General features: G+C 53.8%; 17 protein-coding genes and 1 riboswitch. Of the genes, 9 read left to right on the top strand and 8 right to left on the bottom strand.

Annotation, left to right across the window (positions count from 1 at the left end; genetic code table 11):
• Positions 1 to 28: 28 nt before the first annotated feature.
• Positions 29 to 715, top strand: a complete 687-nt coding sequence (locus RIN67_RS06350) for a YjjG family noncanonical pyrimidine nucleotidase (protein ID WP_264998937.1) — start codon at positions 29 to 31, stop codon at positions 713 to 715.
• A 66-nt stretch (positions 716 to 781) separates the two neighbouring features.
• Here RIN67_RS06350 and asnS read toward each other — a convergent pair whose 3' ends face one another.
• The 6 genes from asnS to RIN67_RS06320 form a co-directional block, all read right to left on the bottom strand.
• On the bottom strand, positions 782 to 2,176 hold the full coding sequence (asnS, locus tag RIN67_RS06345; protein WP_056945030.1) for an asparagine--tRNA ligase: 1,395 nt from the start codon (positions 2,174 to 2,176) through the stop codon (positions 782 to 784).
• A 381-nt stretch (positions 2,177 to 2,557) separates the two neighbouring features.
• Entirely contained in the window at positions 2,558 to 4,483 is a 1,926-nt protein-coding gene (locus tag RIN67_RS06340) for a copper-translocating P-type ATPase (protein ID WP_264998938.1), read from the bottom strand.
• The gene (locus RIN67_RS06335) at positions 4,480 to 4,755 is read right to left on the bottom strand and encodes a cupredoxin domain-containing protein (protein WP_264998939.1); all 276 of its coding nucleotides are present in this window, start codon (positions 4,753 to 4,755) and stop codon (positions 4,480 to 4,482) included. Before RIN67_RS06335 ends, RIN67_RS06340 begins: the two co-directional genes overlap by 4 nt.
• Positions 4,756 to 4,768: 13 nt before the next feature.
• Positions 4,769 to 5,140: a cupredoxin domain-containing protein gene (locus RIN67_RS06330; protein ID WP_024746367.1), complete on the bottom strand. Its 372-nt coding sequence runs from the start codon at positions 5,138 to 5,140 to the stop codon at positions 4,769 to 4,771.
• Positions 5,141 to 5,350: 210 nt separating this feature from the next.
• Positions 5,351 to 5,758, bottom strand: coding sequence for an NUDIX domain-containing protein (locus RIN67_RS06325; RefSeq protein WP_107739957.1), 408 nt, complete (start codon positions 5,756 to 5,758; stop codon positions 5,351 to 5,353).
• A 206-nt stretch (positions 5,759 to 5,964) separates the two neighbouring features.
• Positions 5,965 to 6,864, bottom strand: a complete 900-nt coding sequence (locus RIN67_RS06320; protein ID WP_056945035.1) for an EamA family transporter — start codon at positions 6,862 to 6,864, stop codon at positions 5,965 to 5,967.
• Positions 6,865 to 7,494: 630 nt separating this feature from the next.
• On the opposite strand from RIN67_RS06320, the gene RIN67_RS06315 reads away from it, so the two are divergent.
• The 3 genes from RIN67_RS06315 to RIN67_RS06305 are packed head-to-tail and all read left to right on the top strand — an operon-like array spanning position 7,495 to position 10,601.
• Positions 7,495 to 8,055, top strand: a complete 561-nt coding sequence (locus RIN67_RS06315) for an ECF-type riboflavin transporter substrate-binding protein (protein WP_107739959.1) — start codon at positions 7,495 to 7,497, stop codon at positions 8,053 to 8,055.
• A 3-nt stretch (positions 8,056 to 8,058) separates the two neighbouring features.
• Positions 8,059 to 9,765: an ABC transporter ATP-binding protein gene (locus RIN67_RS06310; protein ID WP_264998940.1), complete on the top strand. Its 1,707-nt coding sequence runs from the start codon at positions 8,059 to 8,061 to the stop codon at positions 9,763 to 9,765.
• Positions 9,762 to 10,601 carry an energy-coupling factor transporter transmembrane component T family protein gene (locus RIN67_RS06305; protein WP_264998941.1) on the top strand — a complete coding sequence of 280 codons (840 nt, stop codon included), beginning with the start codon at positions 9,762 to 9,764 and terminating at the stop codon, positions 10,599 to 10,601. Before RIN67_RS06310 ends, RIN67_RS06305 begins: the two co-directional genes overlap by 4 nt.
• 28 nt (positions 10,602 to 10,629) lie before the next feature.
• On the opposite strand, the gene thiE is transcribed toward RIN67_RS06305, so the two are convergent.
• Positions 10,630 to 11,262, bottom strand: coding sequence for a thiamine phosphate synthase (gene thiE, locus RIN67_RS06300; RefSeq protein ID WP_264998942.1), 633 nt, complete (start codon positions 11,260 to 11,262; stop codon positions 10,630 to 10,632).
• 159 nt (positions 11,263 to 11,421) lie between these two features.
• A riboswitch (TPP riboswitch) is annotated at positions 11,422 to 11,512 on the top strand.
• Between the two features lie 108 nt (positions 11,513 to 11,620).
• Between thiE and thiS the strand changes: the two genes are divergently transcribed.
• From thiS to RIN67_RS06275, 5 genes are read left to right on the top strand one after another with little or no spacing between them, the layout of a single operon-like run.
• The gene (thiS, locus tag RIN67_RS06295; RefSeq protein ID WP_264998943.1) at positions 11,621 to 11,821 is read left to right on the top strand and encodes a sulfur carrier protein ThiS; all 201 of its coding nucleotides are present in this window, start codon (positions 11,621 to 11,623) and stop codon (positions 11,819 to 11,821) included.
• Positions 11,822 to 11,831: 10 nt separating this feature from the next.
• A complete protein-coding gene (gene thiF, locus RIN67_RS06290; RefSeq protein WP_264998944.1) occupies positions 11,832 to 12,482 on the top strand; it encodes a sulfur carrier protein ThiS adenylyltransferase ThiF in 651 nt (216 codons plus the stop codon).
• A 12-nt stretch (positions 12,483 to 12,494) separates the two neighbouring features.
• A complete protein-coding gene (locus RIN67_RS06285; protein ID WP_264998945.1) occupies positions 12,495 to 13,265 on the top strand; it encodes a thiazole synthase in 771 nt (256 codons plus the stop codon).
• Complete coding sequence (locus RIN67_RS06280) at positions 13,262 to 14,497, top strand: M20 family metallo-hydrolase (RefSeq protein ID WP_264998946.1); 1,236 nt, start codon at positions 13,262 to 13,264, stop codon at positions 14,495 to 14,497. Before RIN67_RS06285 ends, RIN67_RS06280 begins: the two co-directional genes overlap by 4 nt.
• Positions 14,494 to 15,747: a dicarboxylate/amino acid:cation symporter gene (locus RIN67_RS06275; RefSeq protein ID WP_264998947.1), complete on the top strand. Its 1,254-nt coding sequence runs from the start codon at positions 14,494 to 14,496 to the stop codon at positions 15,745 to 15,747. The genes RIN67_RS06280 and RIN67_RS06275 overlap by 4 nt, the downstream gene beginning before the upstream one ends.
• A gap of 408 nt (positions 15,748 to 16,155) precedes the next feature.
• Here the strand turns inward: RIN67_RS06275 and RIN67_RS06270 are convergent, their stop codons facing one another.
• A complete protein-coding gene (locus RIN67_RS06270; protein ID WP_264998948.1) occupies positions 16,156 to 18,222 on the bottom strand; it encodes a hypothetical protein in 2,067 nt (688 codons plus the stop codon).
• Between the last annotated feature and the right edge of the window lie 211 nt (positions 18,223 to 18,433).

Here is an 18,433-nt window from a genome sequence, read left to right as displayed (position 1 = left end):
CTAAACTTTTTCAGGAGCTGACTGTACCATGGATTTTCCAATTCTACTCTTCGACTTAGACCAGACCCTTTTCGACACCGACACGAACGCCCAAAACGCCCTACGCAAATTAGCGTTACCCTTTGATTTTGCTTTCAATGATCAACAGGTGGCTTACTGGCATCGCCTGCAGCAGATCATGTGGGCCGACTTCGAACAACAAAAGTTAACCCGCGAAACGCTCATCAATACCCGGTTCGAACGGTACTTTGCCCACTACGGCATCACGGTTGATGGTCCCACCTACGAACGGGCCTTTCAACAGCACTTTTTCGCTGAACACGCACTAATGCCCCACGCCCAGGATATTTTAGCCCGCTTAAAGGCCGCTCATTATCAACTGGCCGTAATCTCTAACGGAACCCGAGCCAAGCAAGACCGCCAATTGGCGGATTCCCATCTGGATCAATACTTCGATCAGGTCTTCTTGTCGGAAGACTTGCACGCCAGCAAGCCCGACCGCCAATTCTTTACCCAAGTCCAAGCGGGGTGGCCCCAGGCGGCAACCACCGATTATCTCGTTATCGGTGATTCCCTATCCGCCGACATCCAAGGCGCCAATAACGCCCAATTAGCAAGTGTTTGGTACAATCCACACCAGCTTCCCAACACCTCTCACGCAACCCCCACTTATCAAATCACGACGCTCCCAGAGCTCATCGATCTCCTCAAGTAACCCAGTTCATTTACGTCAGCAAAAAAAATTTCCTGGAATAATCTTCCAGGAAATTTTTCGTTTACCTTAAAATTCAGCGTTACCCGGCGTCCGAGGGTAAGGGATCACGTCACGGATGTTTTCCATCCCCGTGACGTACATGACTAGTCGTTCAAACCCAATCCCAAACCCAGAGTGCTTGGTTTCTCCGTACTTCCGGAGATCTTCGTACCAAGCGTACTCTTCGGCTGGCATGTGGTTGTCCTTAATCTTCTGGTCCAAGACAGCCAACCGTTCTTCACGTTGACTCCCTCCGACTAATTCTCCGATTTCTGGAACCAACAGGTCAACGGCCGCCACCGTCTTCCCATCGTCGTTAGCCCGCATGTAGAAGGCCTTGATTTCCTTCGGGTAGTCCGTTAAGAAGACCGGCTTGTTATAGATGTGTTCACACAAGTACCGTTCGTGCTCGGCTTCCAGATCCAGGCCCCAGTATACGGGAACGTCGAAGTCGACGTCCGCATTTTCCAGTTCCTTGATGGCTTCCGTGTAGGTCAACCGCGCAAATTTTTCGTCGCGGGTCTTCTCTAAGCGTGCGATCAACTGGTCATCCACGTTATCGTTCAAGAAGGCTAATTCATCTTGGGCATGGTCCAGAACATACCCCACCACGGCCTTGATCAGCGCCTCAATCGTCACGATATCGTCGTCCAGATCCTCAAACGCCATTTCTGGTTCAATCATCCAGAACTCAGAAGCGTGGCGTTGGGTATGTGAGTTCTCTGCCCGGAACGTTGGGCCAAACGTGTAGACCTTCCGTAGTGCCAGCGCAAAGGCTTCCGCTTCCAACTGACCACTAACCGTCAAGTTAGTCTCTTTGCGGAAGAAGTCCTTGGAGTTATCGACCTTACCTTCATCCGTCAACGGCAAGTTGTTCATATCCAACGTGGTCGCCCGGAACATCTGGCCGGCCCCTTCCGCATCGCTTCCGGTAATGATCGGCGTGTTCAGGTAGTTAAAGCCGTGTTCTTGCAAGTATTGGTGCACCGCAAAGGCCGCCAATGACCGAATCCGGAAGACCGCGTAGAACGTGTTGGTCCGGGGCCGCAAGTGGGCAATGGTCCGCAGATACTCGTAAGTGTGGGCCTTCTTTTGCAGCGGATAATCGCTATCAGAAGCCCCCTCTAACGTAATCGTTGCCGCATGAATTTCTAACGGCTGCTTAGCATCCGGCGTGTAGGCGACCGTTCCCGTCACCGCAATGGTCGAACTGATGGGGAACTTCGCAACGTCCGCGTAATTCTCGACGTCGTTAGCCTTCATCACGATCTGCGCGTTCTTAATCGTCGAGCCGTCGTTTAATTCAATGAACCCAATCTTCTTGGAGCTCCGAATCGTCCGCACCCACCCGTGCAATGTAATCTGATCATCTTCGGCAAAATGTTGATCACCGAATAAATCTTTCACTAAAACTTCTGTCATGTGTTCAATCTCCCTTCGCTATTACCAGGTTAAAGACCATAAAAAAAGACCCTTCATCCCCAAAGTCGGGACGAAAGATCTTTCCGCGGTACCACCCAATTTGTTTGTTGCCAAACCGTCTTATGCGTACAACTATACGCTCCGAACGATAACGTGTCGGCCACGGCGCATCCTACTTCAAACAGTTCAGATGGCAACAGAAAAGGTGTTTTTTCGTTTGGGGGCTGGTCACTAAGCTTCCACCATCCTTAGTTCGCTAACACCAGACCACCCAACGTACTCGTCTTTTTCTATGGTTTTTAACATTGATTTAGATAAGCACAGGTTACCACAGTTCATCGTTGGTCGCAAGCCCCCATGAGCTTACCGATCTCGGACGAACTAGGCCACGCTCACGTGACTTTGAATCTTGGCCCGGTTCAACAAGACGGAACTCGTGACCACTGATAATGAACTGAAGGCCATCGCTAGCCCCGCGAGTTCAGGGCTTAACGTTACCCCTAAGGTGAAGAAGACGCCGGCCGCTACCGGAATCCCCAAGACGTTATAGATGAACGCCCAGAAGAGGTTCAACTTAATCCGGTTAAACGTCTTGCGGCTTAGTGCCAGGGCCCGGTCAACGTCGCGTAAGTCGTTCTTGACTAAAACGATTCCTCCGGCGTCAATGGCGATGTCCGTTCCCGAACCCATCGCAATCCCAACGTCTGCCGTGGTCAAAGCCGGTGCATCGTTAATCCCATCCCCGACAAAGGCGACTTTGCCGTCCGCTTGCAAGGCGGCGACATGGTCGGCCTTATCACTGGGTAAGACGTCCGCAATCACCTGATCGATCCCGACATCTTGCGCAACAGCTTCCGCAACCCGTTGGTTATCTCCAGTTAGCATCACGGTCTTCAAGCCCCGGGCTTTTAATGCCGCAATGGCTTCACGAGAAGTAGGCTTAGGGGCGTCTTGAATGGCGATCAAGCCGATGACTTGGTCAGCCACCCCAACATAAACCACCGTCTTAGCTTCACGTTGCAATTGGGCAGCTTGTTGGGCCAGTGTCGGCGTTACTTCAGCTTGACTGGCTAACTTATGATTCCCCACGAACGCCAGCTGATGGTTCACCGTTGCGGTCACCCCCTGGCCCTCAACGGCCTGGAATTGAGCAACAGTCTGGGGAGTCACCTGATCCGTCTGCGCTTGGTCTAAAATAGCTGACGCTAATGGATGCTCCGAACCACTTTCCAAGCTAGCCGCCACCTGCAAGACCCGGTTGCGGTCGCCAATGATGTCCGTCACTTGTGGTTGACCCACCGTGATTGTCCCCGTCTTGTCGAAGACTACGGTCCGGACATCGTTAACGGCTTCTAAGACTTCACCGTTTTTGATCAAGATGCCCATCTTGGCCCCCCGACCAGTACCGACCATCAAGGCCGTGGGAGTAGCTAAGCCTAACGCACAAGGGCAGGCAATGACGACCACCGCTACCGCGAAGACTAACGCGTTGGCGACCGGGGCTCCTAAGAAGACGTACCACACTAAGAAGGTCAAAATGGACAGGCTTAGGACCACCGGCACGAAGATATCGGAAACTTTATCCGTTAACTTCTGGATCGGCGCATGACTGTTCTGGGCTTTTTTGACCAACTCCACAATCTGAGCCAGCATGGTGTCGTCTCCCACCTTATTGGCCCGGAAAAGAAAGGTTCCGTTGCTGTTCATCGTCGACCCGATGACGGCATCATCGACGTGCTTAGTCACTGGCATACTTTCTCCCGTGACCATCGACTCATCAACCGTTGACGTCCCTTCCAGAATCACGCCATCTACCGGAATCTTTTGGCCGGGCTTAACGCGCACCGTATCTCCGGCAACCACTTCAGCCAGTGGAACCCGGACAAAGTGCCCGTCCCGTAAGACCTCGGCCTCTTTGGCCTGCAAGTCGACCAATTTTTCGACCGCGTTGGACGCATTATTACGCATGCGTTCTTCGAACACCTGGCCCAACAGGACGAAAGTCGTGACAAACGCCGCACTTTCAAAGAAGACGGGTTGGGCAGTCAGCATGGCGTAGATACTGTAGACGTAGGCCGTCAACGTCCCAATGGCGACCAGCGTATCCATATTGGCATGGTGCTTTTTAAACGACGCCCAAGCACTCTGCCAAAACGGCCGAGCGGCAACTAACATGATAATCGTCGTAAGTACCAATTGGGTCCAGGCGCCCCCCGGAATCATCCGACCAAAGGGCATCAGAATCATTCCCACGAGCATGGGTAAGGATAACACTAACGAGATCCAGAAACGCTTGTTAATACTCATTGATCAATCACCACGCTTCCAGAGAACATGTCCATCCCGCAACTAAACGTAAACGTTCCCGCTTGATCCGTGGGAATCTTGACCGTTTTCACAGTATCCAACGGCAAGTCGGTCTCAAAGCCCAATTCAGATGAGTGCACCACATCCAGACACCCTTGAGCACTGGTTCGCGTGAAGCTCAGTGTTGCGGGGACTCCCTGTTGAAAATGAACCGTTTGGGGTTGGTAGCCCCCGGCGACCGTGACGGCCTTGTTTTGTGCTGTATTCGTCATGTTAACGTCCTCCTTATTTGATCACTAAACTACCGTGGAACATATCCATGCCACATGCCCATTCGTATTGTCCAGCATGGCTGGTATCGATCTGAATGGTCTGCGGTTGATCCTTGGGTAACTCTTGGTTGATCCCGAAGTCACTGAAAACGACCCGGTCCAAACAACTCGACGCATCCTTCCGGGTAAAGGTCAAGGTCGCTGGCACGCCTTGCTTCAAAACGATTTTCTCCGGAGAATAGCCCCCGTTGACTTCAACGTCCACGGACTGGCCCGCTTGCGTCGCAACCGCCGTCTCCGTCGCCACGGCATGCTTGCCGAAGAACCACCAAAAGATAAAACCAATAATGGCTAACCCCACAATTAACACACTAATTTTAAGCATTCTGCCTACCTCCAATATTTAATCATGACTGTTTCGATTGTTTACATCTGTAAACCTCAGTACGTAGCATACCGCCATCGTTTACATTTGTCAACACAAAAGCTATCGTTACTCTTGAATCGGGCAGACTAAAAAGGCGTTAAGGGCCACCCGTCAAGAGCCAAGGCTCTTCACGACGCCACTTAACGCCTTCGTTTCATCTAAGTTCTTCTAGGCTTCGCGTTCCACCACTAACCGGGCAACGTCGGCTAAGTAGGGTAACTTGGCCGGCACGTCTCGCCGGGGCACCCACTGGGGCTGATACCGGTTGGTCGCCGTACTGCGGGCCAGCTCGACACTGTGCACCGAAAGTTCAGGGGTCACCTGCTCGTCAGCCACGAAGTAGGTCTCCGGTTGCCCCAAACGCACCACGCGAGTCAGGAGCTCTAACTGGTCAGCTTGAACTTGAAAGAGGAGCTCTTCATCGAGTTCGCGTTGAACCGTCTTGGCCGGTGTTTCTCCCGCCAAGATGCCCCCACCGGGGACCGTCCAATAATGCCGACGGTCTTTGAAACGTTCAACCAACAAAATCGTATCAGTCTGACAATCATGGACAAAGCAACGGGCACAAGAACGCATCGGAACTTCACTCCTTTTTAGGGTACGGTCATCGTTGCGTTAATTGTACCCCTAAACCTTAACTTCGTCCCTAGCAACGCTCACGCTTTCCGATTAGACGCACGAATGCCTTCTGGTTGACAACGATTACCAACTAAAAAGGCCTCATCCCAGCTAGGACAAGGTCGCAATGGTAACCCTAAAATTAACCGCTATCTTCTAGCCCGTTAGCTGCGCGGGTGCACCTGCTGCCGGTGCCACATCCCCCAAACGTTGGGCAGGACCACCGCCGCAATAATAATGAAGACGCCTAGGATCTGCTGGCCACTGACGGTTTCTCCCAACAGGATAAACGCCACCACGATCGACGACGGTAACTCCAGCGACGAGAGAATGGGGCCGATACCAAGGTCTAGCTGGGGCATGAACAGAGAATAGGCGACCAACGGAAAGACCATCGAGAACAGCGCAATCAAGACGCCCCACTTAATCGTGGGTAATGTGACCGGCGTCGTCGCAATCTGCGGGATCCAGACAATCGAGATTAAGATGAACGCCCCTAAACACAGCAGCCAGGTCTTGGTCATGGGGTCCAGGTTGTTCCCCAGTAACGCCGTAAACTGCATGGTGCAGGCATAACCACACGCGGCCAAAAAGGCGTAAAACAGGCCCAATGGGGACAGCGCCTGGGTAATGGGAAACAGTCCCGCCGCCAAGACGGTCCCAATCAGGACCAGCACGATACTCAAGACCTGTAACCGTGACGGCCAGCGCCGCTGAATCACGGCCCCTAACAGAACCGACAGCCAGACTGCCTGCATCAACATAACCGCCGCTGCCGCCACCGGAATCAGCTTGAGGGCTTGAATATAGAAGGTATTGGTAAACCCTGACCCGGTCCCAGCCGCAATCACTAACCCAATCTGCTTCCAATTCGTATGCTGGTACCGTAACCAGTTTCGCCGAACGACGTGCACGATTCCTAGGATCACGACCGCACTCAAAAACGACCAAAATAGGAGTGGTCCGTTCACCACCCCTTCCCGGCGAGCAATCTTAAATAGGGACGCCGGAACCCCAAAACTAATGGCTCCTAAAGCCACAAACACTGGTGCAATTTTCTTCAAAAAACTCATCCTTTATGTATCAATTAACTATACCCCTTTATCATACACGGCCATCGGTCAATCGCCAAGCCCCGCTGGACGTTCATCCCCTAGCTCAACGACGCAATTTACAGTTACACGACTCGGCTTAAAATGATAAATTGATGAGAAAATGATTCATTTCCCTTGGAATTTCTCCGATAATCATCCCCTATACGTAATCTAAATCCGAACATTCTTAGGTTTGGCTCCCCAATAAAATAACTTTTATACGTTTTTTAAATGTAACCGACTTCATTTCTGATTCCTGCTTGTACCCCTTAGTCATTTAGCGTATGCTATAGGAAGTTAAATTCAGATGAGAAAAGCTGCGACAAGATGAGTATCCGGTGTTCGTCACCCCTAGAGAGTCGCGTCGGCTGAAAAGCGACGGTGATGCCCGGTGAAGATGGTCTTGAAGAAGCTACTCGGGTAAATTCGTGAGCCCGGGTCGGAGCGATTCGTTACGATCAGGATAAGTCCCGTTCGCGGGAAAATCAGGGTGGTACCACGCAAACGCGTCCTTGAAAGTCAATGACTTTCGGGCGCGTTTTTCGTTGCCCCATTCTCATCTGAACCCACTTAAAACCCATCTAAGGAGTGTGTCGTCTTATGCCCAATAAGCAATCTAACTCAATTCGAACCGTGGTCGCCACGGGAATCGGTGCTGCCATTATTTTTGTCTTAATGAAATTCGTTGCCATTCCAACAGGAATCCCTAACACCCAGTTTAACGTAGCCATTGGATTTGCTGCGTTATTAGGCGCCATCTTCGGTCCGGTCGCAGCGGGACTCGCCGTCTTTATCGGGCACGCCCTCAACGACTTTATCACTTACGGCTCCCCTTGGTGGACTTGGATCATCGTCGACGGCCTAGTGGGCGTTGCCTTCGGTCTGACCAAGAACCGGCTCAAAATCGCTGACGGTGCGTTGAAGAAGGCCAAGCTGGTCTGGTTCAACATCTACCAAATCATCGTCAACTTCATCGCCTGGGTCCTCTTAGCCCCTACCGGTGACATTATCATCTACCACGAACCAGCCAGCAAGGTCTACCTCCAAGGCATCACGACTTGGATCATCGACTCTATCTCCGTTGCCATCATTGGAACGTTACTGCTGGTTCTCTACGCTCGGACCCGGACGCAACGTGGCAGCTTAAAGAAGGAAAAATAAGTTATGACTGCACCCATTATTAGTTTTCGTGACTTTTCATTTCAGTACAATAGCCAAACGGAACCCACCCTGCGCCACATTAATCTTGATATTTACCCAGGTGAAAAGGTCCTGATTGCGGGGCCCTCCGGTTCGGGGAAGTCGACACTGGGACGGTGTTTAAACGGATTGATTCCACAGTCGTATCCGGGGACGATTTCCGGTCATGCCACCGTTGCGGGTCAAGACATCCAGCAAAGCTCGATTTTTGACCTCTCGCTCAACGTGGGGACCGTCTTGCAAGATCCCGACAGTCAATTCGTAGGGCTCTCCGTGGTCGAAGATATGGCCTTCTCACTAGAAAACGACCAACAGGCCCAACCCGCGATGCGTCAGGCGACCCATCAATGGGCACAAACGTTGGACCTCCAAGACCTCCTGACCCACCATCCCCAAGAACTCTCAGGTGGTCAGAAGCAACGGGTCGCCATGGCGGGCGTGTTAATCGACAACAGTAAGATTCTCCTGTTCGATGAACCCCTCGCCAGCCTGGATCCCGCTTCCGGCAAAGCCTCGATGGCGTTAATCGACCGGTTGGCGCGGACCCAGGACCTGACGGTGGTGATTATCGAGCACCGCATCGAGGACGTCTTACAGCAGCCCATTGACCGGTTGATCGTCATGCAGGACGGACAAATTGTGGCCAACGACCGCCCCGAAACTATCCTCCGCGACTCCCTAATGGCTCAACAAGGGCTACGGGAGCCGCTCTACTTGTCAGCACTAAAGTTAGCCGGCATCTCCCTAGCAGACTGCCAACACCTAGATGACTTGGCCCAACTTAACGCACCGCATCTCACGACCACCCTGCAACACTGGACGGCCGGCGTCACCCTCAAGGCACCCGTCGTCCACACCCAACCACTCCTGACCATCGACCGTTTGACCTTCGGTTACGCGCCGGACCAGCCGATCTTTAAGGACCTATCCACGACGATCCACCGGGGCGACATGATTAGTCTGGTCGGTCAAAACGGGGTCGGTAAATCCACGCTCAGCAACCTCATCACCGGCTTCTTAACACCGCAATCCGGCCACCTGACCTTCGATGGCCAGTCCCTGGACCCTTGTTCGGTCAAGGAGCGGGCCGACCATATTGGTTACATCCTCCAAGATCCCAATCAGATGTTGTCCAAGACCTTGATTTACGATGAAGTCGCAACCGGTCTGGTCCTCCGCGGATTAGACGCCCAAACGATTGAGCAACGGGTGCTGGCGACGTTAAAGATTTGCGGTCTCTACGAATTTCGGCATTGGCCCGTTTCGGCATTGAGCTTTGGCCAAAAGAAGCGGGTCACCATCGCCGCAATCTTGGTACTCCAACCCGCAATGCTGATTCTGGACGAGCCCACGGCCGGACAAGACCTACAACACTACACCGACATGATGCAGTTCTTAGCGCAACTCAACCGCGAACAGGGCATCACCATTGTCCTCATCACCCACGACATGCACCTAATGCTGGAGTACACCGACCGCACCATCGTTCTAGGTCGCGGAGGGATTCTTATGGACGCCGCGCCTGCTGACGTGTTAACGAATCAAGCCATCATCGACCAGGCTTCACTGGCGAAGACCAGCCTTTACACGTTAGCGGAGCAACACCACCTGAACCCTACTGAATTTGTCGCCAAATTTGTTCAAGCAGAACGGGAGGCCCGCCAACAATGACTCACCAACTCTTAATTGGGTACGCCGACCGACAGACCTTCTTAAACCGACTTAGTGGCAGCACCAAGTTACTCTGCTTTGTCGGCCTATCGATTATCGGCATGACGACCTACGATACCCGCTACCTCTTAGGCATCATGGTCCTTTCCTTAATTCTCTTTCACTTCGCTAAAATCAAATTCCATGAGATTTCGTTCGTCCTAAGCGTCATCCTAGGGTTCTCCGTCTTAAATCTCCTGATGGTTTACGTCTTTGCTCCCCATTATGGCGTCAGCATCTACGGAACGGAACACCTTTTATTGGGGCACCACGCCGCTTATTTCAACCTCACCACTGAACAACTCTTCTACGAGTTCAACTTACTCCTGAAGTACACCTTCATGGTTCCCCTAGCACTGATTTTTCTGATGACCACCAACCCTAGTGAATTCGCCGCAAGCCTCAACCGCATCGGTGTCTCTTACCGGATCAGTTACTCGGTGGCCATTGCCCTGCGCTACATCCCCGATGTTCAAAGTGACTACCGGACCATTAGCTTGGCTCAGCAAGCCCGGGGCTTTGAGATCTCCAAGAAAGCCAGTCTGATGACCCGGGCTCGCGGTGGGGTCCAGATTCTACTCCCCCTGATCTTCTCGAGCCTTGATCGAATCGAGACCATCAGCCAAGCCATGGAGCTTCGCCGTTTCGGCAAGGGAAAACACCGTACTTGGTATATGGCCCAACGTTTCCAACGCAACGACTACCTAGCACTGCTGATTGTCGGCGCCCTGATTATCCTGGGCATCGTCCTCTTTAAAGTTAACGGTGGTCGTTTCTGGAACCCATTTCACGCTTAACCTTCAAGTCCTGACTTGTCGCGCTGATTCAGCGCACGACGGTCAGGACTTTTTGGCGTAACGCTTGGGCCGCCAAGTCGGGATGGGGGGCTTTCATAATCGCCGACACCACGGCCACCCCCGCCACCTTGGCTGGCTGAACCGCCGTCACGTTGGTCGAATTTAAGCCCCCAATGGCGTAGACCGGAATAGGGACTGCTGCCTGGATCGCCGCTAACGTCGCCACACTGGTATGCACCGTCTTCACGTGGGTCGTCGTGGGAAAGATGGCCCCCACCCCCAGGTAGTCCGCGCCCGCGCGCACTGCTAGTTGGGCTTGACGGACCGTCTTAGTCGTCGCCCCAATAATCTTGCGCGGTCCCAGCAAACGGCGCGCAACGTCGACGGGGATGTCCTGCTGGCCCAGGTGCACACCAGCTGCGTTCACTGCCAGCGCAATGTCTAAGCGGTCGTCAATGATCAAGGGAAGCTCATACTGGTCCGTGATGGCCTTGACCTGTTGCGCTAGTTGGAAATAGTGCCGACTATCCAGCGATTTTTCTCGTAGTTGCACCAGGTCTACGCCCCCCTGACAAGCCAGTTCTAATCGGCACAAAAAGGCCTCTTCCTCGATTCCCAAGCGGTCAGTTACTAAGTACAACGGTCGTTTTCCTACACGCATTTTGGTTGTCCTCCCATGATGTTTCAAATGGTAAATCATTTACGCCTCAGTGTAGCGAATTCATCCAACTTTGTACAGCTTTATGTTTAGACTTGACATTCATTTTCAGGTTGCGTATAACTAACGTAACGAGTTTTCAAAACTCGTTTTCATTCAGCAACCGTTCGTCTGGGGTGCCACTCGGCTGAGATTAAACCCATCGAACCTGATGTAGTTAGAACTACCGAAGGAAGCGCGACTTGCCAATGTGACTCAGGAACCACTGGGTCTTCCGTTTACGGGATTTTTCCCGTCATGACGGTCCTTTTGTGCGCAATTCCCCTTTCTTCACGACGTTCGCAGAAAGGGGAATTTTTTTATGCTTACGATTAACGGAGAACCAGCCGCTGCGGCAACTGGCACTACCATTTTGGCGTTACTTACTGCGCGCCACACACCCATTGAACACCTCGTCGTCGAGGTCAACGGCCAGATCATCCACCACACTGAATTTGCGACCACCACCCTTCAAACCGACGACCAAGTTGAAATCATCACATTCGTCGGCGGCGGCCGTTAGGAGGATGCTCATGCACACACCACCCATCATTCAAGGTCAAGCGCCCGACCAAGTCTATACCCAAATGAAAGCCCGTAACGTCACCGCGTCCACTGCCAAGCTTTCGGCGGCCCACGTCGCCATCGCGGGAGCGGGCGGACTAGGATCCAACATTGCCATCGCCTTAGCCCGCATTGGCGTCGGTACCCTGACCTTAGTTGACTTCGACGTAATCGAACTTAGCAATCTCAACCGCCAGCAATACAAGCTTAGTCAGGTCGGCATGCCTAAGGTCACCGCCCTCAAGCAGAACTTACAGGAATTCAATCCCTTTATCACCATCCACGCCTATCAGGAAAAGCTCACGCCTGCGACCATTTCCAAATACTTATCCTCGGCAGACATCATCTGTGAAGCCTTTGACGCCCCCCAGGAGAAAGCCATGCTCTTAGAAACGGTCGGCACGCAATTTCCCGCTAAGCCCCTGGTCATGGCGACTGGCATGGCGGGAATCCACAGTGCCAACACCATTACGACCAAGCAATTACGTCCCAATCTCTACGTCGCCGGCGATGGCACGTCCATGGGCGCTGAAGGCCTCATGGCCCCACGCGTGATGATTGCCGCGGGCCACGAAGCCAACATGATTACTCGTTTGATTTTAGGTAAAACAACCATTTAGGAGGAATATCACATGACAGCATCTGATCCTTTAACCATTGGTGGCCACACCTTTACGTCTCGTTTCATCCTGGGTTCTGGTAAGTATTCTTACGACTTGATCGATTCAGCCATCCACCACGCCCAAGCCCAGATCATCACCATGGCATTACGCCGTACCACGCAGGCGGCCGATAACATCCTGGCCTACATCCCCAAGGACATCACGATTCTCCCCAACACCTCGGGATGTACCACGGCCGAAGAAGCCATTCGCACAGCCCACATTGCCCGGGAACTCAGCGGCAGTGACTTCATCAAGCTAGAAGTCGTTCCGGATAAGCAATACTTAATGCCCGACAACTACGAAACGTTGAAAGCAACGGAGGTACTCGCCAACGAAGGCTTCATCGTGATGCCCTACGTTTTACCTGACCTGGTCGTTGCCCGCCAGTTGGTGAATGCCGGGGCCGCTACCGTGATGCCCTTAGCCGCCCCCATCGGCACGAACCAAGGGTTGACCACGAAATCTTTGATTCAGATCCTAATCAACGAACTCTCGGTCCCGGTCATCATTGACGCCGGTATCGGTCGCCCCAGCGAAGCCGCCGAAGCCATGGAGATGGGCGCTGCCGCTATCATGGCCAACACTTCTATGGCCACCGCAGCCAATATTCCCCTCATGGCCGCAGCCTTTCGCCTAGGAGTTCAAGCCGGCCGGCAAGCCTTTCTAGCGGGTCCGGGACGCGTCTTTACGAAAGGTGCCGTGGCCTCTTCACCGTTGACGGGCGTGAGTCACGCATGATTCCTTTAACCACTCCCGGCCTGACGCTAGCCGCTCAACTAGCCACCATTAATCGCCTCTGTCCAACGGATCCTGCCCAAAACCGACTAGTCTACACCCCCACCTGGACGGCCGCTCAAGCCCAACTCATCACCTGGGGACTAGCGGCCGGACTCCAGGCTACCGTGGACGATTTTGGCACCGTTTATCTCGACTTGCCGGGTCAAGACGACCAGACTATCGCGACGGGCTCCCACATGGACACCGTGGTCAACGGAGGACGCTACGATGGCTTATATGGCATCATCGCCGGCTTTCAAGCCATCACCACCCTTCACCGCCAACTGGGACGACCGCAACACACCCTTCGCCTGATTGCCTTCAGCGAAGAAGAAGGGAGCCGCTTCCCCCTGACTTTTACCGGATCGAAGCACTACGCCCGGCAGACCGTTGAGACTCGCATGGTTGACGCCGATGGAACCTCCTTTGAAGAAGCCCGCCAACTTGCCGTGGCGCCGCTTCAGGACCATCCCGGCGTTCATTCCGGCTTACCGGCCTTACCCGCAAGCTTCACGGAACTGCATATCGAACAAGGCCCCCGGCTAACGCAAACCCACCAACAAGTTGGCATCGTTACCGGATTGGTCGGGCAACGGCGCTTCACCCTAACGCTCAAAGGGCGTGCCAATCACGCGGGGACCACGCCCATGGCTGACCGTCACGATGCCCTTCAAGCCGCCGTCACGCTCATTACCCGCTTGCGGCACCACGCTCAAGCCCTAGATGACGCTCTAACCTTCACCGTGGGGCGCTTCGAGGTGGTCCCCAATTCGGCCAACGTCATCCCCGGGCTGGTTCGCTTTACGGTCGATTGTCGGCACCCTAGCGACCTAGTCCTCACGGAATTTGAACGTCAACTCCACCAGGCCGCCCACGCCCTGATGGCCCCGCAACTCACCATAACGATCCAACGGTGGGTCCACGATCTCCCAGTCTGCTTTGACCAGCGTCTCACCACCCAAAATCAGCGTTTAGCGGCCCAGCTCAACTTGCGAACTCGGCGGCTGACTTCGGGAGCGGGACACGACAGTGGCATCATGAGTTCCGTCGTCCCCACGGCGATGCTGTTCGTCCCTAGTGTGGCCGGAATCAGTCACGCGCCCGCCGAACTCACAGCGCCCACGGACCTAGCCCATGGCGTGGCCCTACTGACGGCAAGTTTACGGGTTCAAGCCTACGGAGGTCTCGCATGAAGCTTACACTGACTACTCAGATTATGCTGGGTATGGTTGGGGGCATCCTCTTAGGGATTCTCTTCGGCCCGGCGGTGGGCGGACTCAAGCTCCTAGGCGATATCTTCTTACGCCTGATTCAGATGACGGTCGTGCTCCTGATTTTCGGGGCCGTCATCGAGGCCTTAGGCAATCTCCCCGCCAACGCCCTGGGTCGCCTGGGCCTCAAGACGGCCCTGTGGTTCTTAGGCACGACTATCGTTGCGGCCGCAATTGGACTTCTGATGGGTCTGTGGCTCAAGCCCGGAGCGGGCCTCCACCTCACGCCCAACACGCCCAACACCGTTAAGGCGCCCGCTAAGTTAGGGGAAACCGTGTTAGGTTTCTTTCCCCAAAACATCTTCGCGTCCCTCAGCCAGGGAAACGTGATTCAGGTCATCATCTTTGCCATTTTATTCGGCATCGTCTTGAACCAGGCCAACCGCCATCACCAATTCGAAGCAGTCCTCAGCCTGGTCAAGCAGGTCAACCAGCTCGCCGTTCGCCTGGTCCTATTAGTCATGCACCTAGCTCCCATCGGTATTGGGGCCCTAATGATCGGGGTGACCGTCGACACGGGGCTCAAGGCCTTGATTCCCTTGCTCAAGTTTTTGGCCATTTACGGTCTGAGTACCGGTATTTTCTTGGCAATACTGTTGCTAGTGATCAGTTGGTACGCTAAGGTTCCCCTGAAGGGTCTCGTGAACGGTTTTACCCGAATCGCCTTAGTCGCCTTTACCACGACCTCATCCGCCGTGAGCCTCCCCATTGAGATGGCGGATGCCCACGACCGCCTAGGGGTTAGCCAGCGCATCACCCAACTGGTCTTACCCCTGGGAATGGCCCTCAACAGTAACGGCCTGGCCATGTACCTGGCTCTGGTCTGTACCCTAGTCACCCAACTCTATCAGCTCCAAATCTCGTTTGCCGGAATGGTTCAGATTGTAAGCCTGTCCGTGTTAGCGTGTTTGGGAACGGTGGTCGTTCCCGGCGGCGGCTTAGTCGCCTTGGCCATCATCATCCCCACACTGGGACTCCCCACGGAAAGTATCGCCTTACTGGCCGGCATTGATTGGTTCTCCGGAATGTTTCGCACGGTAGCTAACGTGGTGGGCGATACCACCACGGCCATTGCCATCGCCAGCGATGAACATGAACTGGACCGCCAAGCCTACACCCATTCGACCCTGAGCTCCCACTTTCTAAGACGTTCCGGGACCAAAGGTGACTAGCCACGGTATGACCAGCCTGGACGCTTCAATGTCGTCATCATATATTTACTTGGCTTCCATCTCGGCTACAAACAAGTGATGGTCTGCTTCATGCAAGCCATCACTGCGACCTTATCCTGGTTGGGATGAGGTCCTTTTTAGTCGATAATTGTCGTCAACCATATCATTAGATGCTGCGGCCCTTAGCATCATATTTCGTTATGGCTACACAACGGTAAGCCGTGATGACGGCCAGGTAAAGGGGATGACCATCACCACGGTTGAGACTAAGGTCAATCCTCAGCTCACCTATGCCACGCCATTCAAAAACATTGATTTAACAACATTCTTATTAACAAGACGTAGAAAAAGGCCCTGTAAAACTGTCTGAGTTTTACAGAGCCAATCTGAATCTGTTTTCCGTTCAGCTTAAATCGCCCACCACAGCAGCGCCAGAAAGACGCCCATAAACAGCGTGATTGCCAGGCCGCCGGTTAGTGCGTGAGGGCCGTGGACGTTGATCACGTAGAGTTGCGGATACTGGGCCGGGGTGGCTAGGACCGCTCCCGTGTGCTGATTGTACTGGGCCCGTCCCACCGCATACTTGACGGTCGTCTTCCCCGTATTCACCAGACGGACCGTCACAGCCTTCGCCGTCGTCCGGGGATAGACCAGCGGCTGGGCCATGGCCTTCGTGGGCGTGGTACGCCAGGTCTTTAGTTGCCGACCGTTAGCTTGAACCTGCACCCGCAACTGGCCACGCGGATACCGCGGTTGCACGTTAGGTAAGCGTTGTTCTTGGTTAAGATTTATCGGCTGAATCTGCAGCTGTAAGGCGTTGCTGGCCCCAGTGACGGGAACGGTCCAACTCAGGGACGCTTTAGGGGCCAGTCTGGCAACGGGCAAGGTGAAATAGTCCCCGTTTCCTTGCCGGCCCACGGTATCCGATCGAATCACCGTATCTTCACTGGTCTGTCCTAGGCTCAGGGCACACAAGGCCACAACTCCTACCGCAATCCAGCGGCCCAGCCGAACCTGGGCGTGGGAGAATTGCCAAGTCGGCGCCAGACACCCGCCCAGCGTTCCCAGCAACATCATGACCGGTAAAAGGGGGACGGCGTAACGGGGCTCCACCTCCCAGAACACCACGTGAAAGACCGTCAGTCCTAAGAGCATAATCGTCAAGAAACTCACCGCTACGGTTACGGGGCGTTGGAGCAACACCCAAATCGTCTGAAAGATCAACATGAGAAATAGTAACTGTGTGATGATGACCAGCCAGAATTGAATCTCCCGTTGATGATTCTGGTACCAGTAAGGAGCCCGAATCCACTGCGTAGTGAGCTTAAAACTGTCAAAATCCCCCGTGGCCCAGAAGACCCGGAACTTCTTCATCAGGTGCACCGCTAACCCCAGGGCACCAAGTTTTCGAATGCGCTGTTCAATCATCCCAGTCGCTTGCGCCTGCTTCGCTGCCGCCGTAGGTGCTTGGTCGACCAGCAAATAATCTGCTTGCTTATACTGACCCTCACTACTGGTATTGAGGCTCATCGCAATCCAGCTGGTCACGGGAAGCGCCACGTTGGGGTCCTTCTGGTACCCCTGTTGCCGGCCCCAGGCGGACATGCCCCCCAGGACCAGGCCTAGTAAGACTAGTGCACTGACGATCCACCCCAGGACTTTCTTCCCTGATAACTGCCGTTGCCACCAAAGCAAGAGGACCAGACACCCCGTGGCCAGCCACAAGACGATCATGTTGCTCTTTAAGGCGACGCCACCACTGACCAAGAGTAACGTGCCCCAGCAGATTCCCCAATGCCGCCATCCCCGGTAAGTCAATGACCAAGTCACTAACGCCAGCGTATCAAGTACCAGCGGCATGACCAATGCATCCGTATAAGCGACTAAACTAAACGCATAGACGGGGACACTTAACAGCCACAACAAGGTCAACCAGACCGCACCGGGACGCCAATGCTGCCACCGTTTGAGCAAAAACAAGCCCGCTAATAGCCCCGTATCGACCCAGGCAAACCGCAAGAGGTTCAAGATCAGCCAGGGGGTACGCGTTAACGGCAATAGCCCCTTTAAAAGCGCTGCTTCCAATAACGTAACATTCACGTTGTTGGGATAGACCAAAAAGTAATGGTTCCACGTCAGGTCGCCGTGCGCCAACCGAATTGCTTGGTTGCGAACAAAGTAACTGTCAGCCCGTCCCACATCCATGAAGCTCAACGCGACCACGATCTGAACGACCACCACCAAAATACCTAAACCAATCAAGACTCGCCGGTAAGTGGTGGCCGACCACGTGGTGATCCACCACCGCAACCGATTCAAAATGACGACGCTTCCCGCCGCTAACCCCACCAGAACTAAGGGCTGTGGCCAATCCGAATCCCCCAAAAATGCCACGGGTTCCAAAATTGCAAAGACGGCGACCACCATCAATAAGATGGCCATGAGCCAATTTAACCTGGTTAAAAATTTTCTCATTCTGCTCCCCATCCCCTATGTCGACCCTCATCGCTTAACGGCTCCTCACGCGTTATCCCTCACGTTAGAAGCAACCGTTGACGGGTCACACCATGTTCACAATCCCCATCTTCACGAAAATCCCGGCAAAAGACAAGGAACCCGTGTTGCTTGGTGATGCCAACTACTTAATCACCATCAAAATTAAAAGTGCGTTTCCAGTCCCACTTGG

Origin of the sequence: Levilactobacillus namurensis (assembly GCF_032197885.1) — a bacterium.
Classification (GTDB): domain Bacteria; phylum Bacillota; class Bacilli; order Lactobacillales; family Lactobacillaceae; genus Levilactobacillus; species Levilactobacillus namurensis_A.
Note: the sequence above shows the minus strand (reverse complement) of the source record. Positions and strands in the feature narration are given on the sequence as shown.